Below are 26141 nucleotides of genomic sequence, written 5' to 3'. Positions count from 1 at the left end.
CCCAAAGAGAATCGCGAAAATGTTTGGGGGTGAAGGTCAAGCGATTGCCGCGATTCCCTTCGGGGGAGAGGGGGCTAAAAACTGCACGACCTCCTCGGGAGGGTCGGGCTCTCAGGCCCGGGGAGGGACTGCTTAAGTCAGCCGTGGGGAGGCTCTACGTCGCGCATACCCCTCCCCGCTCGTTCCTCGCGACGCTCCCGGGGGGAGGGTGTCGTTTCAGGTTTTCTTCGAGAGCCTGGCGCTCCGCGAAAATAAGCCGGAGGCCCGCTGATCCGTTAAACTTCTCCCAGCCCGAAGGACTGGCGAACCATTGGCTCCACAGGCGGGAGCGTGTCGATCCATGGAAGAACGGCGTTCCAGTTGCTACGGTAGAACCGTTAAAAACGACACACTCCATTGTGGACCCCGCGAGAGTGAACCTCGAACGTTCCCTTGGCCCCTACGATCCGCCCCGCACGAACTTCGTGGAGATTCTCCGCTACTGGGCGGAGCAGCGGCCTAACGACTTCGCCTATCGCTTCACCGACGCTGAAACGCGCCACGAGCAACTGTCGTACAGCGAACTGCTCCACCGCGTCGAGGGGCTGGCCGGGTACCTGCAGCGCGAGGGGGTCGGCGGCGAGCGGGTGTTGCTGTTTTACCCGCCCGGGCTCGATTTTGTCGTCGGTTTCTATGCTTGCCATGCGGCTGGCGCGATCGCCGTCCCCGCCTTCCCGCCGCGGAAGAACCGCAAGTCGACTCGGATCCGCTCGATCGCTCAAGACGCCGAAGCTCGCTTCGGACTGTCGGTGGCCAGCGTCGTCGAACAGATCCAAGCCAACGCCCAGCAATCCGAAGAGCTCGAGAGCGTGCGGTTGCTAGCGACCGATCGCCCTGAAGCTTTCGACCGCTCGGCCTACCGCCCCGTCCGTTTGCAGTCCTCCGACATCGCGCTGCTGCAGTACACCTCGGGCTCGACCGGCTCGCCCAAGGGAGTGATCCTGACGCACGAAAATTTGGTTCGCAACTGCGAGCTGATCAATTACGGTTTTGAAACCCGCCATAATGAAATCGGGCTGACCTGGCTCCCCACCTACCACGACATGGGGCTGGTCGGGGGCGTGCTCAATCCGCTGTTCCTCGGCACGACCAACGTGTTGATGAGCCCGATGACGTTTCTGCAGAAGCCGATCCGCTGGCTGCAGGCGATCACCCAGTACAAAGTGGTGATCAGTGGCGGTCCCAACTTCGGGTACCAGCTGTGCGTCGACAAAATCGAGCCCTCGGAGATTGCCCAGCTCGATTTGTCGTCGTGGAAGATCGCCTTCAACGGTGCGGAACCGATCCGCGAACGGACGCTGCGGGCGTTCGCCGAACGCTTTGCCCCTTGCGGGTTTGACGCCAAAGCATTTTTGCCCTGCTATGGAATGGCCGAAACGACGCTGATCGTGACCGGCGGCCCGAGCGAAACGCGGCCGGTGCTCCGCGATTTCGACAAGTACCAGCTCGACCAGGGAACCGCCGTCCCGATCGGTGCGAGTGGGCCCAGCGGCGAGAGTGAGACCAGCGGCGAGAGTAAGTCCAGTGGGGCTGAGGGTGAACGGGCGCAAGAAGCGCGGACGCTGGTCGGCTGCGGCGCGGTGCTGCCGGGCGAGACGGTGCGGATCGTCGATCCGACGACGCGAGCTCCGATGCCAGGGGGGGAGATCGGCGAGATCTGGGTCCAAAGCCCCTGCGTGGGCCGCGGCTACTGGCGGAACCCCGAAGCGACGCACGCCACTTTCGAAGCCGTCACGGCCGATGGTGACGGGCCCTTCCTGCGAACCGGCGATTTGGGTTTTTTGCATGAAGGCCAATTGTTCGTGACGGGGCGGCTCAAGGACATGATCATTGTCCGAGGCGTCAACCGCTATCCGCAGGACATCGAACAGACCGTCGAACGGGCTTCGGCTGCGGTGCAAACCGGCTCGGTGGCCGCCGTCTCGATGCAGGACGACGCGCACGGCGAGCAGCTGGTGATCGTGGCCGAGACGATTCGTCGCCGCGACCTCGACTGGGATGCCGAGATCACCTCGATCCGCCGGGCCGTCGCCGCCGAGCACGATCTCCCCCCCGACGCGGTCTACCTCGTCCGCAACAGCTCGGTCCCCAAGACCAGCAGCGGCAAAATTCAGCGTCACGCCTGCCATCAAGCGATCCTGGAGAACGACCTCCGCATCATCGCTTCGTGGTCTCGCAGCGAGCAGTTGCGAATCGAGCCGGACCGGACTGGTGGGCGGTTCGGCGGCGGCGTGATGCAAGCGGCTGCGCAAAAAGCGTCCGCGGGCTCCGCCGACAGTTCCGCGCCGCACCCGCAAGTGGTCGCCGCGGTCATGCAGCACGTGCGCGAGATCGCTCGCGAGCGGGCGGGCGACCTGAGCCCCGAAACCAACATCATGCTCGACCTGGCTCTCGACAGCCTCGAACGCCTGGAAATCGCCCACGCGCTTGAGCAAACCTTCGGAGGCCGCTTTCCCGAAGATATTTTGCTGGAGATCGAGACGGTCAACGAAGTCGCCGCGGCCATCGAGCGGCACATGGACCCGCAACAGGTCCAGCGGGTGATCGCCGCTGCGGAGAATCGTGGCCCAGGAAGCGGCGGCGGGGAATTTCGCAGCGGTGCGGGAGCCTCGGCTGAGGCTCGGCTCAGCAGCGGCGTCAACGGCACGCCGTCCGCGTCGGCAGCGCGGGAAATCTCGCCCGAGGAGTTCCAATTCGAGCACTTGCCCGAGTACCGGCGGCTGAAACAGACGATGGCGCAGGTCGAGCTCACCGGTCTCCCCAACCCGTACTTCACCGTTCACGAAGGGACGGTCCGCGATACGACGCGGATCGGCGGACGCGAGCTGATCAGCTTCGCCAGCTACAACTACCTCGGCTTTTCCGGCGATCCGGTCGTCGTCGCAGCGGCCCAGGCGGCAATCGCCCAGTACGGGACAAGCGTCTCGGCGAGCCGTCTCGTCTCGGGCGAAAAACCGCTGCACGGGGAGCTCGAGCGAGAGATCGCCGACTTCGTGGGAGTCGATCAGGCACTCGTGTTTGTCGGCGGCCACAGCACCAACGAGACGACGATCGGCCACTTGGTGGGTCCGGGTGATTTGATCGTCCACGATTCGCTCTCGCACAACAGCATCGTGCAAGGCGCGGTGCTCTCCGGAGCGCGGCGACGCCCGTTTCCGCACAACGACTTCCGAGCCCTCGACGCACTGCTGAGCGAAGTCCGGGGCCAGTATCGCCGCGTGCTGATCATCGTCGAAGGGACGTACAGCATGGACGGCGATTTCCCGCAGCTGCCCGAGTTCGTCCGCGTCAAGCAGCAACACAAATGCTTCTTGATGGTCGATGAAGCGCACAGCATCGGAACGCTCGGGGCGACCGGGCGAGGAATTGCCGAGCAGTTTGGCGTGAACCCCCGCGACGTCGACATCTGGATGGGAACGCTCAGCAAGTCCTTTGCAAGCTGCGGTGGCTACATTGCCGGCTCAGCGGCGCTGGTGGAGCTGCTGCGGTACACGGCCCCCGGCTTTGTTTTCAGCGTGGGGATGCCGCCCAGCGCCGCGGCTGCCGCTCTGGCTGCGTTCCGCCAGCTTCGCCAGGAGCCCGAACGAGTCCAGAGGCTTCGCGAGCGGAGTGAGCAGTTCTTGCGGAAAGCCAAGGCGGCCGGATTCGATACCGGCGAGAGCGGCGGCACGCCGGTGATCCCGATCATCACCGGCAATTCGTTGCTCGCCCTGCGGCTTTCGCACCGTCTGTTCCAGGAGGGGATCAACGTCCAACCGATCCTCTATCCGGCGGTCGAGGAAGCTGCGGCTCGGTTGCGGTTCTTCATCACCGCCACGCATACCGCTAAACAAATCGACAAGACGATCGCCGCGTTGGCCCGGCATGGCGCCGATCTGGGGCTCGTCTCGCAAGACCGTTCGAGCGCCGACCGGTCGGCAGCCAACGTCGGCTAAGTCGCGGAAGGAGGCGATCGCCGGGTGCCGCCCGCCCCTCCTTTCCACCTCCTCTGGAGCCCCGACTGGGGGCCACGATTTGGGTTGCGGTGCAGGGTCCAGTGCCTACACTACAGGAGCCCAATTGATTGCCCCACGAAGGAGAGTTCCCTTGCTGACCGAGGCCACTGTTGAGAAGAGTTTTCGCAAGCTCTTCAGCACCCCGAACCAGGACGAAGCGACGTTCGAGAAGGCGGAAGATCTGCTCGAAGAGCTGCGTCCAGAGAGTCCGCTGCGGCACCGCTTGTCGCAGGAGTTGGAAGAATTGCGAAACCTGTCGCAGGCCTGAGCTGGATTCGCTCGCGACGTGACGAAAAAAAGGCGGCTCGGAACTGGTTCCGAGCCGCCTTTTTTTGTGGAGCTGGGGCGTCTCTCGCGGCGCTTCGGCCGTTAGCGGTTCAGGGCGATCCCGAACGTCCCCCCGGCCATCACCATCTGCTGGTCGGTCAGATCGTTGATCTGCCCACGCCACAGCCCTTGAGCCAAGTCGACCACCTGGAAGCCGGCACGGAGTTGGAAGTGCCGCGTGAGCTGGTAGGCGACTTCCCCGCGAACTTCGAAGCCGAACACAAACTCGTCGTTGTCGACATACACCACCGGGCTGCGGGTGCGGTCTTCGAGCACCACTTCATCCAAAGCGTCGTCGTAGCCGGTGACCACCTCGTCGATCGCCGAGCGATGCGTCTGGAAGTTTGCCATCCCAAAAGCCCGCAGTTCGGCCGAGTAGGTCGTGCGGACAAAACTCTTGTAGTAGCGGAAGCCGAGCTGGCCGCCGAACATGTTATTGTCGGTGTCGCTGCTCTGCGTGGTCAGCGTCTCGATCGGAATCACGTTGCCGTCGATGTCGAGGGCGATGCCCTCTTCGTACGCCTGCCGCTGGAAGCGATCCTGGAGCCCCATGTAACGGAAACCGACCATCGGCTCGAGGATGCCGCCGTAGTGGTACGGCTCGAGCCGCCAAGTCTTGTTCAGCTCAAAGGCTCGCAGGTCCATCACGTTGAGGCTGTCTTGCAGCTCGTAGACGCGATACCCGAAGACCGGGTTGTTGCGGTCGGCCGGCGGGAGCAGCTGGCCGAACTCGTCGGTCAGCAGGTCATCGTCCCCGGCCGCCTCTTCTTCATTGATCCGGTTCAACCGTTCGACGAGCAGCGTCTCGTAGGCGTTCGGCCCGGCCATGTGGGTGAAGGTGGCTAACCAGCCGTGGTCATCGTCGGTCATGTACCCGATGTCGACCCGGTTTCCCCACCCGCGATCGAAATCCGAGTAGATTTCACCGGTGCCCGGCTCGCGGAAAATCTCCGGCCGGCTGGTGTACAGCATCAGCCGGTCAAAGGTTCCAAACCATCCGACACTGGCCCGCTTCTCGGGCTTCATGTCCAAGAGGTCCACGTCGGTCACCGGTTCGAACCACCGGAAATCGGGCTCGAAGTACAAAGGGTCGGCAACAGGCATGTGCTCAGGTATGTGCTCTTGTGCCTCCACCCCCCGTGGCCCAGCCAGCAGGGCGGCAGCGGCCAGCAGACCGATCGTCAGCTTCCGTACCGACATGACTTTTTCCACCGTTGTTCGTATACGTGACGCGGGACGCCCCCCGCCGGCCACTCACCATTAAACATCGGTCGCAGGCCCTTCTCAGCGAAGCGCACCTGAACCGGTTGTGCGGGTAGTATCGGCGCGTCAACTGCGGATTATTCACCCCGTTTTGGTTGCATGGATGGCAAAACCCATAAATCCCGCCCTCTCATGAGCTGCAGTAGGGCCATATCAAGTCGAATCAGGAAAGATAGAGAACCCAGGCAAGAGCAGCTCGCCTCCAGCCGAGCCCCGGCACTCCCCCCTCAGCCCGAAGGGCTCAAACAGAACAGCCCAGGGCTAGGCTTTGTCAGAAACCCCTGAGCCGACGGCGCTAGCCGCGGGTGAGCCGACGGCGCTAGCCGCGGGTGAGCCGACGGCGCTAGCCGCGGGTGCTGCAGCGGAAATCCCGGGGCGGCGAGGCCCGAGGCTAGCGCCTACGGCTCACCCGAGGCTAGCGCCTACGGCTCAAAAGAGAGAAATCGCCGGGTTTCCTGACAGAGCCTAGCGGCGGCGATTCGCGTCCGCAGCGGCCCGCTTGGATAGCTCGATCGCCGGTTCGACGTACTGCTGGTGATGAGTGTAGAAGTGATTCATCGACGCTTCGTCAGCGAAGAAGAACATCCGCCCGTACACCGGGTCGGTATATCCCCATTCGCGACTCCCGGGGACAACCTTGTGGTCGTCGAAAAATTTCACCACGTCGATCCCATTGAGGACCGGGGTGTAGGGTTCGGGCGAGGCCTGGAATTTCCGCTTGGCTTCCGCGGAGGCGAACAGGTAGAGCTGGCCGAGGTGGATCACTCCAAACTCCGGTTTGCCCTGCTCCCAGCGGATTTCGCTGATCATCGTGACCGGGCAGTAGCCGTCCATCGCTTCGGGCGGCAGTGGCTGGTCTGATTTCGCCGCGGCGTGTGGGTTCTCGGCGACCCGGGGACCCTCGGCGACCCGGGGACCCTCGGCAGGGCGGGAATCCTCGGCGGGGCGGGTATTCTCGGCGGGGCGAGCATTCTCGGCGGGGCGGGCGGAATTGGCCGGAGGGGCGAGTCCGAGCGAGGTCGGAGAACCACCCTGGCGGTGGGACGCGGCGAAGGCGGGGGTCCCGGCAAAGGCGGGGGTTCCGGCGAAGGTCTGCATGTCGAAATTGCCCGCGCTGATTCCCGGAGGCATAGCGAATCCCGCCATCTCAGGTCCGGGTCCGGCAACTTGCGGATTCTGCTTTCTCGCTGCTGGCGGCACAGCCAATCCGCTCGCGATGGCCGGCTGCGGAGAGGCCGTGTTCTGCGGGGGCACAGCCCCTGAAGCGGCGATTCGCCCGCTGACTTCGGGAGCATTCAGCATTGCCAGGAAGCCCGAGGGCTCCTGGGGGCTGAGCTGGTGTGCCAACACGCTGCCGTCGCTGGCGACGATCACGTCGGTGGGATACCGCGTGATGCTGAACGCGCTGGTGAATTTAGGTTCGCGCGGTCCATTGACTTTCACCGGGATGAATTGGGCTTCGATCGCGGCGGCGACAGTGGGATCTTGGAAAGTCCCTTGCTCCAGGCGATCGCACCAAACGCAATTGTCGGAGTAGAAGTGGACCAGGATCGGCTTTCCGGTGGCGGTTGCCTCTCCGTGAGCGGACTTGAGATTCGCTCGCCAGGCGATTTCCGCTTGGGCCGAGGTGGCAGTCAGCAGAATGACGGCGATCAGCAGTGCACTACGCATCTCGATCTCTCGGTCCGATAGATCGTGGTTGAAACGGGGCCAGCGGCAAAGCTTAGCCGTGCCCCCAAAAGCGCGGGTCTTTCTGTTGGGTTCGGCTGTTTCGGTCGTACCACTTGAATCAATCAATCCCCCGGAGCCATTCCCCCTGTGGCTGCATTGCGCGTATGCTGGTCGTTGGTCGGACTCGTCTTCTGTTTTCCTTCGCCACCGCCGTGGAGCCTTTGACCATGACCCGCTGCCTTGCCTCACTTTTTTCCAGCAGCTCCATTCCCGGCCCGCTCGCCGCGCTCTTGCCGCTTGGCACCCTTCTGGGGCTGCTTTGTGTCGTCGGATGTAGCAGCGAATCGACGCTTCCGGATACCCCGCCTCAAGATACGCCCGGCCTCCACGACGACCACGATCATGGTCACGAGGGGCACGACCACGAGGGGCACAGCCACGATGAACTCGGCCCCCACGGCGGGCACATCATCGTGCTCGACCCCGGCCACTATCACGCCGAGTGGGTCCATCTGGACGAAGAGAACACCGTCGAGGTCTACCTCGGAGAGCTCGGCAAATCGGCCGAGAAGGTCCAGTTCGTCGCGGAGCTCGAAGGGAAAGAGCCGGTCACGTACGAACTGCAAGCGGCCGACGAGTCGCTTGGAGCCGGCGGCTACCAGCTGCAAAGTCCGAACCTGCTGACCCATATCGCGATGAGCGATGGCACGACCGCTCGCGTGACGCTGGTCGTCGAGACGGCGGACGCAACGCTCAAAGCTCCCCTCTCGGGCGATCACGACCACGATCACTGAGCCCCGCCGCTTTCCCGCTGCTCCCTTCCGCTCCCCAGCCGCAATCCCGCCCGTAACGCTCCCCCCATGCCGCTGCTGACGCTCGAGAACCTCAGTATTCGATTTCGTGGCCCCGCCTTGCTCGACGATGTCTCGGCGGTCATCGAACCCGGGCAGCGGATCGGCTTGCTCGGGCGCAACGGAGCGGGGAAGACGACGCTGCTGAAGATGATCAGCGGCGACGTCGAGCCCGATTCGGGAAGAATCGTGATGGCTCCAGGAACGCGCGTGGCCAGGCTGGTCCAAGAGGTTCCTGCCGACCTCCACGGTAGCGTCCGCGAGATCGTTGCCGGCGGCGTCGCTGACGAGCACGCGGAATCGCCCTGGCAGGCGGAACACCAGGTGGAGACGACCCTCTCGCGGATGGAGCTCGATGGGGAAGCCGCCTTCGAAACTCTCTCGAGCGGCCTCAAACGCCGCGTGCTGCTCGCCGGGGCGCTCGTCGCCGACCCCCAACTGCTGCTGCTCGACGAACCGACGAACCACCTCGACATTGATTCGATTCTGTGGCTCGAAGGCTTCCTCTCAAGGTGGACCGGGACGCTGCTGTTCATCACCCACGACCGTTCGTTCCTGCAGAAGCTGGCGAGCCGGATCTGGGAAATCGATCGCGGGCGGCTGTTCGATTGGTCCTGCGACTACCAAACGTTCCTCCGCCGCAAGGAAGACGCGCTGGCGGCTGAAGAGAAGGAAAACGCGTTATTCGATAAGAAACTGGCTCAAGAAGAGGTCTGGATCCGCCAGGGCATCAAGGCCCGGCGGACCCGCAACGAAGGCCGCGTTCGAGCCCTCAAGCAAATGCGCGAGCAGCGTCAGGCCCGACGCAAAACCGAGGGAACCGCCAAACTTCAAGTCCAAGAGGGATCGCGGAGCGGGGCGCTCGTCGCCGAACTCAAGAACGTCTCCTTCGCCCGCGGCGACAATCAGATCATCCACGACTTTTCCACCACGATCATGCGGGGAGACAAAGTCGGGATCATCGGTCGCAACGGTGCCGGCAAAACGACCCTCCTGCGTTTGATGCTCGGCGGCCTGGAGCCCGACGAAGGCTCGATCCGGCTCGGCACGAACCTCGAAATCGCCTACTTCGACCAGCTCCGCGGCCAGCTCGACGACGACAAAAGCGTCCAAGACAATGTGGCCGAAGGGAGTGACCGCGTCCAAATCGGCGGAACGACCAAGCACATCATCGGCTACCTGCAGGATTTTCTCTTCACGCCCGAACGAGCCCGCACCCCCGTCCGTTTCCTCTCCGGCGGTGAACGCAATCGGGTCCTGTTGGCCAAGCTGATGACTCGCCCGGCGAACGTCATCGTCCTCGACGAACCGACCAACGACCTCGACAGCGAAACGCTCGATCTGCTCGAGGAACAGCTCGTCAATTTTTCGGGCACGCTGCTGCTCGTCAGCCACGACCGAACCTTCCTGAACAACGTCGTGACCAGCACGATCGTCTTCGAGCCGGACGGTCTGAACGAGTATGTCGGCGGCTACGACGCGTGGCGGGAGAGCGTCGAACGGCGGCAAGCGACCGAGTCGCGCGAAGAAAAGTCCAGTTCGGGCGGCAAGAAAGCGAAGTCACCCGTCGACGACTCGGGATCGAAAACCACTCCGCCAGCGAAGTCCGCTGCGGGCGACCGGCTGAGCTTCAAAGAGCAGAAAGAACTCAAAGCGCTTCCGGGACGGATTGAGACGCTCGAAGCCAAGATCGCCGAACTGCACGAAGCGATGGCCGATCCCGACTACTATCGCCGCGATGGGGCTGCAATCGCCTCCGACCGCCAACAGCTCGAGCAACTCGAGCAAGACCTCACGGCGGCGTTCGAACAGTGGGAAGCGCTCGAAGCGAGGGCGTAAACGCTCCGCTGCGTCGCAAGCATTCATCCCATCAGCCGCCACGCGCTAGCGTCCGGTTCGAACCGTGTTTTGGAGAACCGGGGGCTAGCGCCCGGCGGCTGATCAACATAGCGAGCTCGCACCCGGCGGCTGATAACCGCCTTACTCCTCGCGGCTGACGAATTTGCAGAACCGGCTCAGCGATCCGTCGTCGGTCTTTTCCTGATATAGAAACGCCAATCGGCTCTCTTCGAATTTCTCAAAAAAGTCCTCCCAGGAGATCGGCTCCAAATTCGGGTCGGGGGTGGCGTCGGGAAAGTCGATCCGCAGCAAGCCCGCCTCTTCGTCCCCTTCAGCGGTTCCTTTCACCGTCGCGGGAACGGCTTTGCGAGCTTCGACCCATTGGCGAATAGTGTCGTGATCGGTCGTGCGTTCAGCGGCTGCCATCGTCTTTCCTCATTGGAGTAGGGCATGCGTTCAAGTCGTGACGGTTCGGTCTCTCAATTCTAACTCTGAGCGAACCGCCGGTCCGGCCGTTGGCACAGCGGCTTTCGGGACTGGCAAACCAGATGCCGAAGTCACTCCGACTTCGCCGCCGGTTCCTTGAGCAGAGCGTCCTCTGGAGGCTGGCGGGGATCGACCCGCGTCGCGGCTCCCGCTTCCGGCTCATCTTCCGTTTCCGGCTCATCTCCCGTTTCCGGCTCGTCGCCTGCAGAAGGCTCATCGGTTGGAAGCGGGATCGGGACGAACACCAGCCGCACCGGCGTTCCCTGCGGCGGGATGTGGGAGGTGAACGCCGAGTACTGGAGCGCCGCGTTCGACTGGCTGCTCTCGACCGGCAAATCGAGCATGGCGGTGGAGAAGTTCGAGACGCAGACGAGGTCCCCGGAGTCGGCCTGATAAAACTCGCGGCCGGTCGACGGGTCGCGCCAGAAACTGCTCCCGGCAAAGACCCAGTCGCTGTCGAGCGTCTGGTCGGTGCCAGTCAGCTGAACCCACTGCTGAGCCGGTGCTTTCTCCACGTCGCCCTCGGCGTTCCGCCACATCACCCAGATCGCGATTCGCTGTCCGGTCGCCGGACGATACTCGGGGCTGAAGCTGACCGGCGTTCCCGGTTTTGCATCGATCGCCAGCAACCCCGCGTGGACGTAGCGGGCCGGCGACAGCACCGAGACCACCGATTCGTGCTCCTTGGTTCCCACCGGGCAGGCGAACATTTCCAGCGGCCCTTCCCGCAGCGTGACGTAGCCGTCGACGATCAGCCGCCCCCGCTTGGGATCGATCCACAGCTGCGCGTCAGGGCTCAGCCGCCGCGCTCCCTCGGGCTCGGCAAAGGCTTTCGCAGCCGCGATCTCGGCCGGAGTCCGCCCCGAATCGAGATCCTCCACCACGGGCTCCTCGGCTGGCGAGTCGGCTGCAGCGGAACCGGTCGGTCGCTGCAGCGGCCGCGGGTCGACCGCCGAATCGCTCTCCATCGCCGGGTCGGCGGAACCGTCCGCAGCCACCGACTCCCTAAGCATTGACTCACTGGGCCCCGACTCCCTGGGCAACTCCGGCCGCAGCGGCTCGCTCTTTCCTACCTGATCCGGCCCCAGCGGGTCCGGCGCCTGCTCCGGCTGACGATCGGCCGCGGGCGCTTCGGCCGTCGGCTCGTTGGCGGGCCCCCTCGTCCGCTCGGGCGCGGACGGCACGGGTGCCTGCGAGACCGCGGGCTCCTCGGGAGCCTCGGATCGGTCGGGCGAACACCCGCTGAGCGAGCAAGCGACCAGCAGGCAAAGGCCGATCTGCAGGCAAAGGGGGGCCAGCAGCGGTATGCGGTGGCAGCCCAACAGCTGCGACTGGAGAATCTTCATAGGGAATGTCGCTGGGCGAGGGTCATTGCGTTCGTCGCATGGGCGGAAAGAATAAGACCGCGGAGAACACCGTACCTTATCAGTTTGCAGGCGCTGAAGAGAATCCTTTTTATGTCAGTCGCAGAACAGAACGGCGTTGCCAATGGACACGCGGAGCTGCGGTGGCCGGAGCTGCGGCAGAGGGTCGCGCGGCGCGTCGGGCGGCGGAATCTGGCGACGCTCTGGCCGGAATGCGCTGCCGACGGTGCTCCGCTCCGCTGGGGAGCGGCAGTCGCTTGCGGCGGACAGCTGCCTTCGACGATCGACGCTTTGGCACGCATTGCCGCTGGCCGCAAGCCACCGCGGAGCTGCGATCTGAGCGGAGCGGCCGAACAGTTCGTCGCGGCGGTGCGGGCCACGGCGACCGCTCCCTCGGCGGCGAACTTTGCGGCGAACTTTGCGGCGACGGAACTGCTGCCCGAAGCGATCGCCTGGAGCTACGCCCTTCCGGAGCTGGTCGTGGCCGAAACGGCGGAGCTCCCGGAGCGGCTGTGGTGGATGGTGCTCGGCGAGCTGCAGTCGCTGCACCGGGCCGCCTCGGAGCAAGCGGCTGCCGAGTCGCTCGACCGCTTGCTCGCCGCCGGGGAAATCGGTGCCGTTCTGTCCTGGCGCTTAGCGGACATCCCCTCGTGCGATGCGCTCCGCGTCGCCGCCCTCGAAGCGATCGCCGATTGGTACGACGCCGGCCCCTACGCCGTGGCGGCCGCGCTCAGCGGAGGAGCGAGATTCGCCCGATTCGCCCTGGCCTCGGCGCTGCGTTCCAAGCGGTTGGCGGCCCGACAGAGTCGTCGCGTGGGGACGAAGCGAAACAACGCGGCGTTCGAGCTGGCGACGCGGGTCACCGCGCTGACGCGGCCCGACGGATCATCGAGCCTGCAGGATGTCGCGGCGAAGCGGCCCGCTGCCAGCGACGACCTTTCGCGGAGCGGGTTGCTCGCGATCGCAGCGGTCGAAGTGGGCGAGCCGGCGCTGCATACCGCCGCGGCGGCCATCTGCGGCCGAGAAAAGTCTCGCGGCCGGCTGGCTTGGAAAGTGGAACTGCCCGAGCCCGGCTGGTCGGACGAACAGGCAAAGCTGGCGGTGATGTTGCCCGAGTGGGACGTGCGCCGAGGTCGAGTGGTCGTCGATTACTCGGGGCCCACAACGCGGATCGAAATCAGCAACGGCAAACATCCTTTCGTTTCGGGGGAGTGGAAGGCCGACGTCCTTCAGAACGGCCAGCTCCTGGAACCGTCGAGCGCGTGGAGCGAAGTCTGCTGGCACTCGGATGACGACGTGCACTACCTGGAACTCGAACAGAGCTATACCGACGGCCTCAAGTTCCAGCGGCAAATTTTGCTGCTCCGCGACGACGCTTGTCTGCTGCTGGCCGATGCGGTGATCGGCAGCGATCCCGCCGCGCCGCTGGAGTACGCCGCGCCGCTGGAGTACGCCGGCCAATTGCCGCTCGTCGCCACCGCCCACATTGAAGAAGAACGCGAAACCCGCGAGCTCACCGTCATCGCTGGCAAACCACGAGCGGTGGTCTACCCGCTGGGGCTCAACGAATGGCGAGTCGGAGCAGCTCCCGGCGCGCTGCGAGCGGTCGACGCGGACGTCTCGGGCGAAACCGAATCCCACGAGCCCCGAGGGCTGTTGCTCGAGTCGCGGATGCGAGGCATCGGACGGCTCTACTCGGCTCTCTGGTTTGACTTCGATCGCAAACGGATGAGCCGCGACCGGACGTGGCGGCAGCTGACGATCGCCGAGAGCCTACGGTTATTGCAGCCGAACGAAGCAGCCGGCTATCGGGTTCAAGCGGGCGACGATCAGTGGCTGATCTACCGCTCGCTCAGCGGGCAGAAGAATCGCACGCTACTGGGCAAGAATCTCGTTTCCGATTTCTTCTGCGGCCGGTTCACAGCGTCCGATGGGTTTGTGGAAGAGCTGATTGCCGTCGATGATCAACCGAGTTGAAAGCAGCCCCCTTCCGATGCCACCCCAAGAAGCCTCTCCATCTCCCGAAACGGCCGCCGATCGGGTCGCCGAGAATTGGCGTCGCGTGGTCGACGCCGTCGGTGACGCGGCGATCGCAGCGGGTCGCGATCCGTCGAGCATCACGATCGTGGGCGTTTCGAAGTACGTCGATGCGGCGACCACGCGCCTGCTGGTCGCCGCCGGCTGCCGCGATCTGGGCGAGAGCCGTCCCCAGTCGCTGTGGTCAAAGGCCGCCGAGATCCGCGAGCCGCACCTGCGGTGGCACCTGATCGGGCACCTGCAGCGGAACAAGGTTCGCCGCACGCTACCGGTCGTGACGCTGATCCATTCGATCGACAGCGTGCGGCTGGCCGACGCCGTCCACGCCGAAGCGGAAGCGAGCGGCCGCGTCGTACGAGGGCTGGTGGAGGTCAACATCTCGGGCGACGAAGCCAAGCACGGATTCGCGCCCGAGGCGGTTCTCGAGGCGCTCGAACAAATCAGTCGACTGCCGCACCTGCAGATTCAAGGGCTGATGGCGATGGCCGCCGAGCGGGGAGACCTGGCCGCGGCGCAGCGAAACTTTGAAGACCTCCGCCTGCTTCGCGACCGGTTGGCCGAGCGGGGGCTTCCCCAAAACATCTCGCTCGGCGAGCTGTCGATGGGGATGAGTGGCGACTTTGCCGAGGCGATCGCAGCCGGAGCGACGATCGTGCGAATCGGCTCGCGGCTGTTCGAAGGGATCGACGGCTCAAGGTGACGACGATTCATGGGAAATTGGGGCTGGGCAAAGAAAAGAATCCCTGACACCCTCACCCCGGGAGGGTCGCGAGGAACGAGCGGGGAGGGCTTCCGTAGAGGGAAGTTCACTTTCATCGCAATCGTTGGGATCGCTCTCCCTCCCCGGGCCTGAGAGCCCGACCCTCCCGGGAGGAGGGTGACGGCGGGCATGGCTCAGGCGAAGATCGGTTGCACGATTTTCGCCGGTCGGCCGTCGGTCAATTGCTGAGCGCGACCGCTGTGATGGTAGATCAGCGAGTTGTGATCGATCCCCAGCAGATGGAGCAGCGTGGCCTGGTAATCGTTCGGGGAGACCGGATCGACCACCGCCCGGTGCCCGAACTCGTCGGTCGCTCCGTGAACCATGCCGCCGCGGATCCCGCCTCCGGCCAGCCACATGCTGAAGCCCTGGCCGTTATGGTCGCGCCCCGCTTTGTCGGCTCCTCCCTCCCCTTCGGTCACCGGCAAGCGGCCGATTTCGCCGCCCCAGTGGACGAGCGTCGTGTCGAGCAACCCGCGCTGCTTGAGATCCTTGACCAGCGCCGCTGCCGGACGATCAGTCCGCTTGCAAATGTTGGTCAGCCCCGTCCGCAAACTGCTGTGGTTGTCCCACGGTTGGCCGCCGAGGAACAGTTGGACGAACCGCACCCCACGCTCGACCAACCGCCGGGCGATCAAACACCGTGTGCCGTAGTCTCGCGTCGCCGGGTCGTCGAGTCCGTAGAGGGCATGGGTGGCGGCGGTTTCCTGGGAGATGTCGAGCGCCTCTTTGGCTGCGGTCTGCATCCCGGCAGCCAACTCGTAGCTGGCGATCCGGGCTTCGAGATCCGCTTCGCCCGGATGCCGCGCCAAGTGACGCTCGTTCAAACGGTCGAGGAACGCGAGGTTCTCCGCCTGCAACGGCCCGCGAAGATGAGCCGGCGGTTCTAGGTTGAGAATCCGCGGCTCGGTGGGCCTCAGAACCGTCCCTTGAAATAGCGGCGGCATCCAGCCGTTCGACCAGTTCGAAACGCCGTCGACCGGCAGCCCCCCGGGATCGGTCAGCACCATGTAGGCGGGCAAATTCTGGCTTTCGGAGCCGAGCGCATAGGTGACCCACGAGCCGAGCGAGGGTCGCCCCGTGACCCCCGGAATCCCCGCGTTGAAGTAGCGGATCGAAACCTCGTGGCCGTTCGCTCCGGTATGCATCGAACGGATCAAGCAGATGTCGTCGACAATTTCACCCAAGTGTGGCAGCAACTCGCTGATCTCGGTTCCGCACTGGCCACGCGGAGCGAACTTCCAGGGGCTGGCGAGCAGCTTCTTGCTGGCTCGATTGACGAAGCTGAACTGGATGTCGCCTTCAAACTCTTGGCCATCGCGGCGAGTCAGTTCGGGTTTGGGATCGGTCAGATCGATGTGCGACGGACCGCCGTGCATGAACAGCGAAATCATCGCCGTCGCCCGAGGAGCAAAGTCTCCCTGACGCGGCTTCAGGTCGTGCCGGACTTCGCCCCGCGGCACGTCGGGAGGCGTTCCCAGCAATCGTTCCTGCTGGAGCATCCAGGCCAGCGCGACGCCGCCGATCCCCATCGCGTTGTGAGCCAAAAACTGACGGCGCGATCCCGCCATCCGCGGCCCGGCCCCAGGCAACTGGGGCGCTCGAGGATCGCAGGTAGCTTCGGCGGTGCGGCGGCGGGAAGCGAACATGGCGGAAACAGGGGGGAATGGGGGTGGCGGGGAAATCCGTGCCTGTCGGAAAATCAGGGGCTGTAGAGGAACTCGTTGCTGCTGAGCAGCGTTTGGCAGAGATTGATCATCGCCTGCCGCTCCGGAGGAACGTTGCCATCGCGGGGAAGATGTGGCCACTGGGCGGCGAGAAACGCGAGCGAAAGCTGCAATTCTTCGGCTTCGATCGGCCGCGAATAGGCCAGCTGCCACGCGGTTGCGACTTGCGGGGCAAGCGCTGCGGCGGCCGCCTGGGGATCGTTCGGCTCCGCCCAAGTCATCGGCGGAGTCTCCGCCACGCGGCGAGCCATCTCGGCGGCTTGCTCTAGGAGGAAGTCGCTGTTCATCATCATCAGCGCCTGCGTGGCCACGGTTGACGAGGGGCGGACTTCGCAGTTGGTCTCCATCACCGGAGCGTCGAAAGCGGTCAGCATCGCCACCGGCTGCGTCCGCCGAACCTGCACGTAAACGCTGCGGCGGGGAGCGGCGTTGACCACAATTTGTCCCGTCGGGTCCGCCTCGATCGGGACCGGCGGGCCGCCCATCGTGCGCTGCAGTCGGCCGCTGGCGGCAAGAATACTGTCGCGGATCACTTCGGCATCGAGCCGCTGCACATTCTGACGAGCGTACCAGCGGTTATCGGGATCGACCGCGGCGAGCTTTTCGGTGCGGACCGACGATTGGCGGTAGACGGTGGAGGTCATGATCAGCCGGTGCAGTTGCTTGAGACTCCAGCCTTCGCGACGGAGCGTGGCGGCAAGCCAGTCGAGCACTTGCGGATGCGAAGGGCGGCCGCCGAGGATCCCAAAATCGCCCGGCGTATCGACCAGCCCCCGGCCGAAGTGATGCATCCAGATCCGGTTGGCCAGCACGCGGGGAAATAGCGGGTGATCGGGCCCGGTCAGCCGTCGAGCGAAAGCCAGCCGCCGGCCGGTGGTCGGTCGCTCCGGGTCGTTGGCGGCGATGGCGAAGGGTTCACCGGCCGGGGCGGCAACCGTCAGGTCCCCAGGCGACACCTCCTGGCGTGGCTGCTGGGGATCGCCGCGATGGAACAGCCGAGTCGTGGGGACTTGGCCGGGAATCTCGGTCAGCGCCCGGACGAAATCCTCGACGGGCTTTTTGGCTCGGATCTCGACGATTCGAGCGTCGTACTTCTTCAGGTCCTCAGCCGCCTCGGGGTTGTACTGGTAGAGCACTCCGGGAGAGATGTTCACGCTCGGATACATCTTGAGCAACTGTTGCTGCGCTTCGCTCCGCTCGGCCGCGGCAGTTTGGTACGCGTTCCGCAAAGGCTCGCGGAGTTCTTCCGGATGCTTGGCCAACTCCTGTTCGAGAGCGGCCGCCATGTACTCCTGTTGCTTTTGGGTCCGCTCGGCAACGACCACCGCCGCTTCGGCTTCGACCTCCGCGGCCCGGGCACGGTCGGCGTCGGAGTACAGGCTGATCCTTCTTTGATCCGGGTTTCGCCAATGGGCCGGATCGTAAGCCGGCTCGAGGATCGCTCGCAGCCGAAAATAGTCTTCGTGGGAGATTGGATCGTAGCGGTGGTCGTGGCACTGGGCGCAAGCGACCGACAGCCCGAGCAGTCCAGAGCCGACAATCTTGACCGTGTCGGCGATCACCTGATTGCGAGCGGCCACCGGATCGACTCCGCCCCCTCCCGTTCCATCGGCTGCCATCCGCAAGAATCCAGTCGCCACCAAACGCTCGATGTCCGCGGCGGACAGGTTCTCGAGCGACCCTTCGACTAACTCGTCTCCGGCCAGCTGCTCCGCGATGAATGCGTCGAGCGGCTTGTCGACGTTGAACGAGCGAATCACGTAATCGCGGTACTTGTAGGCGTACGGACGCACCGCATCTTGGTTGTCGTAGCCTTCGGAGTCGGCATAGCCGGCGACGTCGAGCCAGTGCCGCCCCCACCGCTCGCCATACTCGGGCGAAGCGAGCAAGCGTTCGACCAGTCGCTCGTAGGCATCGGGGGCCGGATCCTCGACGAAGCGTTGGACTTCCTCGGGCGTCGGCGGGAGCCCGCGGAGGTCCAGACTCGCACGCCGGATCAGCGTCAAGCGATCCGCATCGGGAGAAAAGCCGAGTCCCTCGGGCTGCATCGCCGCGAGCACCAGAGCGTCGATCGGCGTCCGCACCCGCCGCTCGGCCGCGAACGTCGGCACCTCGGGCAGGACGATCGGCTGGAAGAACCAGAACTCGCGCTCTTCCGGCGTGATCCCAATCCCTGGATCGATCTCGGCGGGCTCTGGACGCGCCGTCGGCGCTCCCGCGGCGATCCAGCGGGCAAGCAACTCCACCTCCGCGTCTTCGACCCGGTGATCCCCAGGCGGCATCTCACCCGAGCGGACGCGCTGCAGCAGATAGCTTCCCTCGGCGTCACCCGGCACGAGCACTTCGCCCGAATCGCCCCCGTCGAGCATCAACCGCACCAGCCGCAGGTCGAGCCCTCCCTTGTACTCCTCGGTCGCTCCGTGGCAGTCGAAACAGTACTTGCGAAAAATCGGCCGAACGTGCTCTTCGAAAGTGAGCGTCTCAGCTTCCGGTTCCGCGTTTGATGCCGGCTCGGCGGCGACGCCCCAGCGGGGCAACAACGCAGCGACCAAACCGCAGAGGGCGAGCGTCCCGAGCATCCGGCGCAGACTTCGATCCCGGAAAGCGGCAGGATGGGTCATGGCGAGTGACTCGCAGCAGGGTGGGGCAGGGTGGGGCGAACCGCTCTCAGCGGCGCCCGGCGGGATCTCTGATTATAGAGCCGGTGCTTCCCCGGAAGCCAGTCGCAGCGGCGACGCAAGTACCACCATCACCCTCCCCCCGGGAGGGTCGCGAGGAACGAGCGGGGAGGGTTTCCGCAACGGTGCGTTTCACTTGGGGCTATCGTTAGGGGTTGCTCTCCCTCCCCTCGCTGACGCTCGACCCTCCCGGGGGGAGGGTGTTGGTAGGTCGTGCGACTTGTGTAGAGACCAATGCCCCGGGGGGAGGGTGAAGTACGGCGCCGACATTTCCGGAGTTCCCTGCTTAGAATGGACGGTGGCGACGAGTGGTGCGACCATGACAACCGTGGAGAATTATGCTGTGGCAGGAATTCGCTTTGTGCTCATCGGGGGATTCCTCGGCGCAGGCAAAACGACGCTCGTTTCGCGGCTCGCTGCACATTACATGGCCCAGGGACTCCGCGTCGGGATCGTGACGAACGACCAGGCCGCCGATTTGGTCGACACCCAGACGCTCCGCGGACAGGGCTTTGAGGTGGGAGAAGTCGCTGGGGCTTGCTTCTGTTGCAGCTTCGATAACCTCCTGCAGACCGCCGGTGAACTCGGCAGGGAAAGCCCTCCGGATGTGATTCTCGCCGAGCCGGTTGGAAGCTGCACCGATCTGGTCGCAACTGTGATCCTGCCGCTCGAACAGCTCTACGGCCAGCGGTTTTCCCCCGCCCCGTTCGGCGTGCTGCTCAAACCGTCGCACGGTCGGCGAATTCTCGGCGTCTCCGGCGAGCGTCGACGCAGTGGATTTTCTCCGCAAGCGGAATACATCTTCCGCAAGCAGTTGGAAGAGGCCGATTATCTGATGATCGGCCGCGCCGACGAGCTGTCCTCGACCGAGCTCGACCAGCTTCGTCAGGTGCTCGCCCCGTTGGCCCCGGACGTCCCGGTCCTGGCGGTCAGCCCGAAGACCGGAGCAGGGCTCGAGGCGGTCCTTGCGGAAATCGAATCCGAGGGAGGCGGGCGACGAGTTCTGGAGATCGACTACGACATCTACGCCGCGGGCGAAGCCGAACTCGGCTGGGTGAACTTGACCGCGACCGTCGAGCGTCCAAACGGCACGCTCGACCTGGACGTGCTGACCGAACGGATCGCCCAGGCGTGTGGCGAGCATCTCGCTGGTGAAACCGCCGAGATCGCACACCTCAAATGCGTCGCGATGGCCGATGGGCTGCAGTCGGTCGCCAATCTGGTGCACACCGGCGGAAAAGTCGATCATGCCCTCTCGGTCTCCCAACCGGTCGCCGGTCCGGTCCGCGTCGTCGTCAATGCCCGCGTCGCGATCGATCCGCAAAAACTTGAAACGATCTGTCGCCGAAGCGTCGAGGGCGCCGCGGCGAGCCTCCTCGGCTCGGTCAGCGACGTCAGCTCGCACGCTCTCCGCCCGGGACGCCCCGAGCCCACGCACCGGCTGGCTGCGAGCGGCCGGGAGTGAACTGAACCGTTTTCCGGGCGGTATAACTGAAGCTCAGTCCAACGATATCCCCCACCCCATCCGCGGAGAGGATCCATGGAAAAAGTGAACCGACGATTATTTACGGCGCTGCTCGCTGGCAGCCTCGGTGGCTATTGGATCCTCGGAGGGACCCTGGCGGCAGCGGCAGGCGCAGAGACGAAGAAGTCAGCAACTCAACAGGACGGCAAGAAGATGGCGGTGGCGACGTTCGGCGGTGGATGTTTTTGGTGCGTCGAAGCGGTGTTCGAGCCGGTGGCCGGCGTCACCGACGTCGTTTCGGGCTACGAGGGTGGGCACGTCGAGAACCCAACCTATGAACAGGTCTGCGGCAAACGCACCGGTCATGTCGAAGTCTGCCAGATCCACTTCGATCCGAGCGTCGTCAGCTACGAAGAGCTGCTCAAGATCTTTTTCAAGACGCACGACCCGACCAGCAAAAATCGCCAAGGGGCCGACGAAGGTCCGCAGTACCGGAGCGTGATCTTCTACCACGACGAAACGCAAAAGCAGCAAGCCGAAGCGTTCATCAAGAAGTTAGACGATTCGGGCGAATTCGGTCGTCGCCGCGTCGTCACCGACGTTGAGCCGACCAAAGTCTTCTACCAGGCGGAAGAATACCACCAGGACTACTACGCCAAGAACCCGTTCGCCGGTTACTGCCAAGCGGTGGTGCGGCCGAAAGTGGAAAAGGTGAAGGAAGTTTTTGGGGACAAGCTGAAGTGATGAGTTCCCTCTCCCCCGCGGCTTGGCTGCGAACGAAAGTTCCGCAGCCAAGTCGTGGGGGAGAGGGTTAGGGTGAGGGGGCCGTAGCCGGCCGCTTAGACCCCCTCACCCCAGCCCTCTCCCCCAAAGAGAATCGCGAAATTCTTCGGGGGTAAAGGCTGAGCGAGAGCCGCGATCCTCTTCGAGGGAGAGGGGGCGAAAAACCCTACGATCCGACGATCGTCAGGAGCAGATCGCCCGCTTCGACTTGGGTTCCGGCGGTCGCGGCGATCGAGCCGATGGTGCCGGCGACCGGGGCGTTGATCGTCGTCTCCATCTTCATCGCTTCGAGCACCATCAGCTTCTGCCCCGCTTTGACGCGGGCGCCGACCGAGACGGCGACGTTGATCACCATCCCGGGCATGCTCGCGCCGACCTGGCTGGGGTCTTCCGGATCGGCTTTGACCGCCGCCTTGCCTTCGGGCTCGAGCGAGCGGTCGGTGACCGTCACTTCCCGCGGCTGGCCGTTGAGCTCAAAGAAGACGGTCCGCGTTCCATCGGGGTGCGGTTCGCCGGTCGCCAGGTAGCGAACGATCAGCCGCTTGCCGGGCTCGATCTCCACGGCAATTTCTTCCCCAGGCTCTTGGCCGTAGAGGAAGTTCGGCGTGGGGATCACGTCGACTTCGCCGTACTTGCGGCAATGCGCCGCGTAATCCTTGAAGACCTTGGGATACAGCAGGATCGAAGCGGCGTCGCGGTCGTTCGCCGGGCGACCGCTGAGCTTGGCCGCTTCGTTGCGAGCCGCCTCGATATCGGCCGGCGGGAGCGATTCGCCCGGTCGTCCCTCGACCGCTTCCACATCCTGCAGCACCACTTCCTTGACTCGCTCAGGAAATCCTCCCGGCGGCTGCCCCATCCGGCCCGCCACGAGATCGATCACCGAAGCGGGGAAGGCGAGCTGGCGATCGCCGCTGAGCACATCCTCGGGAGTCAGTTCACCGGCGACCATGAACAGCGCCATGTCACCGACCGCCTTGCTGGTGGGCGTGACTTTGACGATGTCGCCGAGCATCTCGTTGACCTGCGCGTAGGTCTTGCAAACTTCCGCCCATGAGTCAGCCAAACCAAGGGCGCGGGCTTGCTGGAACAGGTTCGTGTACTGGCCGCCCGGCATCTCGTGTTCGTAGAGGTCACCGGTCGCCGGCAGCACGGTGCTTTCGAACGGCAGGTAGAACTCGCGGGCCGCTTGCCAGTACACGGCCAGCTGCGTCAGCGCCTCGGTCCGCAGCTCGCTCTCGCGGGGCGTATTGCGAAGGGCTTCGACGAGCGTGTTGAGGTTGACCTGCGAAGTGCCGCCGGAGAGGGGCGCCAGCGCCCCGTCGGCGATCTCCAGCCCTTCGTCGGCCGCGGCCAAGATCGAAGCGGCTTGGATGCCCGCCGTGTCGTGGGTGTGGAAGTGGATCGGGATACCGATTTCCTGGCGGAGCGCTCGGACGAGCTGCCGGGCGGCAGCCGGTTTGGCCAATCCCGCCATGTCCTTGATTGCCAAGATCTGCGCCCCGGCCGCTTCCAGTTCCTTGGCGAGCTCGACGTAGTACTTGAGGTTGTACTTCGTGCGTTCGGGATCCTGCAGATCGCCGGTGTAGCAGACGCAGGCTTCGCAGATCGCACCCGCTTCGAGCACCGCGTCCATCGCCACCCGCATGTTCGGCACCCAGTTGAGGGCATCGAAGACGCGGAAGACGTCGAGCCCAGCCGAAGCGGCTTCGCGGACGAACAGCTGCACCACGTTGTCGGGATAGTTCGCGTAGCCGACGGCGCTCGAGGCCCGCAGCAACATCTGAAAGAGGATGTTCGGAACCGCTGCTCGGAGGTCGGTCAGGCGATCCCAGGGGCTCTCTTTGAGGAACCGCATCGAGGTGTCGAAGGTCGCGCCTCCCCACATCTCGAGCGAAAACAGTTCGGGAGCGAGCCGCGCGTAAGCCGGCCCGATCTGCAGCATGTCGAAGGTCCGCAGCCGGGTGGCCAGCAACGACTGGTGGGCGTCCCGCATCGTGGTGTCGGTCAGCAGCAATCCGGGCCGCGAGCGAATCCACTCCACAAGCCCCTTGGCACCCGACTCGAGGAACACGTCACGGCTTCCGCGAGGAAGCGGCTGGGCCAGATCGAGCTCGGGCAGCGGAGCCGGAGTGCGGCGTGTGGCGACGGGACGATCGACCACGAGTTCATTGCCGTTGACGATCGTCTCGCCGAGGAACGTCAGCAGCTTGCTGGCTCGGTCGCGGCGGCGAGGCAACTGAAACAGCTCGGGCGTCTGGTCGATCAACCGCGTCGTCGCTTCGCCGCGGAGGAACGTCTCGTGGCCGACCAGGCGAATCAGGAACGGGATGTTGGTCTTCACCCCGCGGATCCGAAACTCCTGCAGACAGCGATCCATCCGCCGCGAGGCTTCGCGGAGGGTCCGCCCGCGAACGGTGCATTTGACCAGCATCGAGTCGTAAAATGGATTGACGACCGCTCCGGAAAACGCGCTTCCGGCATCGAGCCGAATTCCCATCCCGCCGGCCGAGCGGTAATGGCTGATCCGCCCGTAATCGGGCCGGAACTGGTTTTCCGGATCTTCGGTCGTCACCCGGCACTGGATCGCAAACCCGCTCGTCTGAATCTGCTCCTGCGGCGGCAGTCCGACGGCGTCGTCGCTCAAGCGGTGCCCCTGGGCGATCAGGATCTGCGATCGCACGAGGTCGATCCCGGTCACCTCCTCGGTGACGGTATGCTCCACCTGGATCCGCGGGTTGACCTCGATGAAATACGACTGGTCGGTATCGACGTCGTAGAGGAACTCGACCGTTCCGGCGTTCTCGTAGCCGACCGCACGGCCGATCCGAAGCGCCGCGTCGCACAGCTCCTGGCGGGCCTGTTTGGGGAGATTCGGCGCCGGAGCAACCTCCACGACTTTCTGGTGCCGCCGCTGCACGCTGCAGTCGCGTTCGTACAAATGCAGCAAACCGCCGTGCTGGTCGCCGAGCAGCTGGACTTCCAAGTGCCGGGCCCGGCGGACAAATCGCTCGACAAAAACTTCGTCGCTCCCGAAAGCCGACAGCGATTCGCGACGCGCCTGCTCAAAACCCGCCTCCAATTCGTCAGCCGACTGGATCACCCGCATCCCGCGGCCGCCGCCCCCTTTGGCCGCTTTGAGGATCACCGGGTAGCCGAGCTCCTCGGCCGCTTGGCGAGCGTGATCGAGATCCCGCAAGGCCTCGTTCGTCCCTCCCAAGACCGGGACGTTCGCTTCGGCCGCCAGCCGCCGCGCGGACGTCTTATCCCCGAGCACCTCCAGCGAGCGAGCGCTGGGACCGACGAACAACACCCCGGCCGCATCCAGAGCATGGGCCAGTTCCGGGTTTTCGCTGAGGAAGCCGTAACCGGGGTGGACCGCATCGATGTCGTACTGCTTGCACAGCGAGACGATCCCGTGGATGTCGAGATAGGAGCGGATCGGCTCCCCGGGGCGGCCGATCTGGTAGGCCTCATCCGCCTTGAAGCGGTGCAGGGCGTAGCGGTCTTCGTGGGAATAGATCGCGACCGTGCGGATCCCCAATTCAGTCGCACTGCGAAAGACACGAGTGGCGATTTCGCTGCGGTTGGCGACCAGCAGTTTACGAATCGGACGCATCGGTGAAGCACTCGGGGTAAGCGGGACGGCAACGGTGGACAGAGCAACCGTTTTAGCCGCCAGGGCCGATTCGTTCACCGGGGGGCAACGCGATTTGCTGCCGCGGCCGCAGCGAACTTTCGCTCGCGGCCCGACACGATCAGCAAAAACGCTGCGACCAGTACTCAGTACTCTCAGTACTCAGTAATCAGTACTCAGACCGGAAGCTGGGTGAGGGCCCGGAAGGAGGCGTGCAGGCGGATCGGGTCGAAATCGGGCTCGCCGTCGATACGCGCACGGAGGTCGGGATTCAAGTCGAACGCCCAGAGCAGTTCGCTGACCGCCATCTCCGCCTGGCCGAGCCGCCCCAGGTAGCAGGCGAAATTGAAGTGCAGCAGGGCGTCGTCCGGGATCATCTCGACCGCTTGGGCGAGCACCGCGGCTGCCCGATCGATCTCCCCCATCCGCTTGAGACACCAGCCGAGGGCGATCCACGCCTCGCGAGAATCGGGATTGCGGCTGACCGCCGACCACAGCGGTCCAATCGCCGCGGTGTAGTTGCGGCACAGCCGCAGCGCTTGGCCGATCACCAGATCCCGCCGCCAAGCGTCGTCGCCGCCGACGCGGTGGCGGACGACCAACGCCAGGGCGCGGCGGGCCAACCGCCGGCGAAGGGCGGGCCGCAGCCCGAGCCGGGCCGCCGGTCCGGTCGCCAGCTCGAGGAGTCCCTCCGCCTCGCGAATCCGTTGCCGCTGCAGGACTCGAGGAGTGTTGTATTCGCTGATCATGACCCACCCCATCCGAGTTTTGAGTTCCCCGCGCCGCATCTCCGCTGGCTCCCATTCTAACGCTCCCTGAGAGGGGGCAAGAGGAATCTGTTGGGGAATGGGAACTTCCCCCTGGATGTGGAGTCCAAGGGTCCAGCCATTCTTCCCAAATCGGGAAAATGGCTCTCGGGGTGTCCGCGACAGGCCTCACCGCCCGCCCAAACCGCCCACCCCGGAAGGGTCACTTTGCCCGCCGCAGGACCCACTGGCGGGTCGGCCAAAGCGCGTTAAAACGTTCACCCCCCGGAAGAACCGAAGCGGAGCGAACCTGGAATGGCACCGCCTGTGGCCGATTCCCTCAGCATGACCGGTACGACCGGAACAACAGGGCGGAGGCTCATGCCGCCGCACCTCGGATGGACATTTAAAACGCGACAAAAATTTGAGCCCCTCGAGAGGCGGACTATACTCGCCTCTCAAGTTGGACAGGCGGT

At 64.6% G+C, this 26141-nt stretch carries 16 protein-coding genes; 8 read left to right on the top strand and 8 right to left on the bottom strand.

Annotated elements, in window-relative coordinates:
• Nucleotides 1–413: 413 nt before the first annotated feature.
• On the top strand, nt 414–3974 hold the full coding sequence (locus GNK13_RS06240; protein ID WP_235934842.1) for an aminotransferase class I/II-fold pyridoxal phosphate-dependent enzyme: 3561 nt from the start codon (nt 414–416) through the stop codon (nt 3972–3974).
• Between the two features lie 151 nt (nt 3975–4125).
• On the top strand, nt 4126–4302 hold the full coding sequence (locus GNK13_RS21435) for a hypothetical protein (RefSeq protein ID WP_203328951.1): 177 nt from the start codon (nt 4126–4128) through the stop codon (nt 4300–4302).
• 101 nt (nt 4303–4403) lie between these two features.
• Here GNK13_RS21435 and GNK13_RS06235 read toward each other — a convergent pair whose 3' ends face one another.
• Nucleotides 4404–5561, bottom strand: a complete 1158-nt coding sequence (locus GNK13_RS06235) for a BBP7 family outer membrane beta-barrel protein (RefSeq protein WP_164101641.1) — start codon at nt 5559–5561, stop codon at nt 4404–4406.
• A 528-nt stretch (nt 5562–6089) separates the two neighbouring features.
• The gene (locus tag GNK13_RS06230) at nt 6090–7295 is read right to left on the bottom strand and encodes a DUF255 domain-containing protein (RefSeq protein ID WP_164101640.1); all 1206 of its coding nucleotides are present in this window, start codon (nt 7293–7295) and stop codon (nt 6090–6092) included.
• Between the two features lie 227 nt (nt 7296–7522).
• Here GNK13_RS06230 and GNK13_RS06225 point away from each other — a divergent pair, with 227 nt between their 5' ends.
• The gene (locus tag GNK13_RS06225; RefSeq protein WP_164101639.1) at nt 7523–8089 is read left to right on the top strand and encodes a hypothetical protein; all 567 of its coding nucleotides are present in this window, start codon (nt 7523–7525) and stop codon (nt 8087–8089) included.
• A gap of 72 nt (nt 8090–8161) precedes the next feature.
• On the top strand, nt 8162–9985 hold the full coding sequence (locus tag GNK13_RS06220) for an ATP-binding cassette domain-containing protein (protein ID WP_164101647.1): 1824 nt from the start codon (nt 8162–8164) through the stop codon (nt 9983–9985).
• Between the two features lie 141 nt (nt 9986–10126).
• Here the strand turns inward: GNK13_RS06220 and GNK13_RS06215 are convergent, their stop codons facing one another.
• Nucleotides 10127–10411, bottom strand: a complete 285-nt coding sequence (locus GNK13_RS06215; protein WP_164101638.1) for a hypothetical protein — start codon at nt 10409–10411, stop codon at nt 10127–10129.
• A 131-nt stretch (nt 10412–10542) separates the two neighbouring features.
• Complete coding sequence (locus GNK13_RS06210; protein WP_164101637.1) at nt 10543–11817, bottom strand: YdjY domain-containing protein; 1275 nt, start codon at nt 11815–11817, stop codon at nt 10543–10545.
• Between the two features lie 111 nt (nt 11818–11928).
• Here GNK13_RS06210 and GNK13_RS06205 point away from each other — a divergent pair, with 111 nt between their 5' ends.
• Together GNK13_RS06205 and GNK13_RS06200 are read left to right on the top strand one after the other, a co-directional pair.
• On the top strand, nt 11929–13812 hold the full coding sequence (locus GNK13_RS06205) for a hypothetical protein (protein ID WP_164101636.1): 1884 nt from the start codon (nt 11929–11931) through the stop codon (nt 13810–13812).
• Nucleotides 13796–14572, top strand: coding sequence for a YggS family pyridoxal phosphate-dependent enzyme (locus tag GNK13_RS06200; protein ID WP_235934834.1), 777 nt, complete (start codon nt 13796–13798; stop codon nt 14570–14572). The genes GNK13_RS06205 and GNK13_RS06200 overlap by 17 nt, the downstream gene beginning before the upstream one ends.
• A gap of 194 nt (nt 14573–14766) precedes the next feature.
• Here GNK13_RS06200 and GNK13_RS06195 read toward each other — a convergent pair whose 3' ends face one another.
• Both GNK13_RS06195 and GNK13_RS06190 read right to left on the bottom strand, forming a co-directional pair.
• Nucleotides 14767–16281: a DUF1501 domain-containing protein gene (locus tag GNK13_RS06195; protein ID WP_235934826.1), complete on the bottom strand. Its 1515-nt coding sequence runs from the start codon at nt 16279–16281 to the stop codon at nt 14767–14769.
• A gap of 53 nt (nt 16282–16334) precedes the next feature.
• Nucleotides 16335–18980, bottom strand: coding sequence for a DUF1553 domain-containing protein (locus GNK13_RS06190; protein ID WP_235934824.1), 2646 nt, complete (start codon nt 18978–18980; stop codon nt 16335–16337).
• A 376-nt stretch (nt 18981–19356) separates the two neighbouring features.
• Between GNK13_RS06190 and GNK13_RS06185 the strand changes: the two genes are divergently transcribed.
• Together GNK13_RS06185 and msrA are read left to right on the top strand one after the other, a co-directional pair.
• Entirely contained in the window at nt 19357–20502 is a 1146-nt protein-coding gene (locus tag GNK13_RS06185) for a CobW-like GTP-binding protein (RefSeq protein WP_235934822.1), read from the top strand.
• A gap of 75 nt (nt 20503–20577) precedes the next feature.
• A complete protein-coding gene (gene msrA / locus GNK13_RS06180) occupies nt 20578–21246 on the top strand; it encodes a peptide-methionine (S)-S-oxide reductase MsrA (protein ID WP_164101634.1) in 669 nt (222 codons plus the stop codon).
• Between the two features lie 205 nt (nt 21247–21451).
• Here the strand turns inward: msrA and GNK13_RS06175 are convergent, their stop codons facing one another.
• Complete coding sequence (locus GNK13_RS06175; protein WP_164101633.1) at nt 21452–24901, bottom strand: pyruvate carboxylase; 3450 nt, start codon at nt 24899–24901, stop codon at nt 21452–21454.
• A gap of 194 nt (nt 24902–25095) precedes the next feature.
• A complete protein-coding gene (locus GNK13_RS06170; protein ID WP_164101632.1) occupies nt 25096–25707 on the bottom strand; it encodes a TPR end-of-group domain-containing protein in 612 nt (203 codons plus the stop codon).
• Nucleotides 25708–26141: the final 434 nt, after the last annotated feature.

Origin of the sequence: Candidatus Laterigemmans baculatus, assembly GCF_010367455.1 — a bacterium.
GTDB classification, from domain to species: domain Bacteria; phylum Planctomycetota; class Planctomycetia; order Pirellulales; family Pirellulaceae; genus Laterigemmans; species Laterigemmans baculatus.
The sequence above is the reverse complement of the archived record's forward strand: the minus strand, read 5'-3'. Positions and strand labels throughout refer to the sequence as shown.

Excerpts from the sequence above, each read along its gene's own strand:
- GNK13_RS06205 (WP_164101636.1), top strand. The coding sequence starts at position 11,929 with ATGTCAGTCGCAGAACAGAACGGCGTTGCCAATGGACACGCGGAGCTG.
- GNK13_RS06195 (WP_235934826.1), bottom strand. The coding sequence starts at position 16,281 with ATGTTCGCTTCCCGCCGCCGCACCGCCGAAGCTACCTGCGATCCTCGA.
- GNK13_RS06215 (WP_164101638.1), bottom strand. The coding sequence starts at position 10,411 with ATGGCAGCCGCTGAACGCACGACCGATCACGACACTATTCGCCAATGG.
- GNK13_RS06200 (WP_235934834.1), top strand. The coding sequence starts at position 13,796 with ATGATCAACCGAGTTGAAAGCAGCCCCCTTCCGATGCCACCCCAAGAA.
- GNK13_RS06235 (WP_164101641.1), bottom strand. The coding sequence starts at position 5,561 with ATGTCGGTACGGAAGCTGACGATCGGTCTGCTGGCCGCTGCCGCCCTG.
- GNK13_RS06175 (WP_164101633.1), bottom strand. The coding sequence starts at position 24,901 with ATGCGTCCGATTCGTAAACTGCTGGTCGCCAACCGCAGCGAAATCGCC.
- GNK13_RS06225 (WP_164101639.1), top strand. The coding sequence starts at position 7,523 with ATGACCCGCTGCCTTGCCTCACTTTTTTCCAGCAGCTCCATTCCCGGC.
- GNK13_RS06210 (WP_164101637.1), bottom strand. The coding sequence starts at position 11,817 with ATGAAGATTCTCCAGTCGCAGCTGTTGGGCTGCCACCGCATACCGCTG.
- msrA (WP_164101634.1), top strand. The coding sequence starts at position 20,578 with ATGGAAAAAGTGAACCGACGATTATTTACGGCGCTGCTCGCTGGCAGC.
- GNK13_RS06230 (WP_164101640.1), bottom strand. The coding sequence starts at position 7,295 with ATGCGTAGTGCACTGCTGATCGCCGTCATTCTGCTGACTGCCACCTCG.
- GNK13_RS06170 (WP_164101632.1), bottom strand. The coding sequence starts at position 25,707 with ATGCGGCGCGGGGAACTCAAAACTCGGATGGGGTGGGTCATGATCAGC.
- GNK13_RS06190 (WP_235934824.1), bottom strand. The coding sequence starts at position 18,980 with ATGACCCATCCTGCCGCTTTCCGGGATCGAAGTCTGCGCCGGATGCTC.
- GNK13_RS06185 (WP_235934822.1), top strand. The coding sequence starts at position 19,357 with ATGACAACCGTGGAGAATTATGCTGTGGCAGGAATTCGCTTTGTGCTC.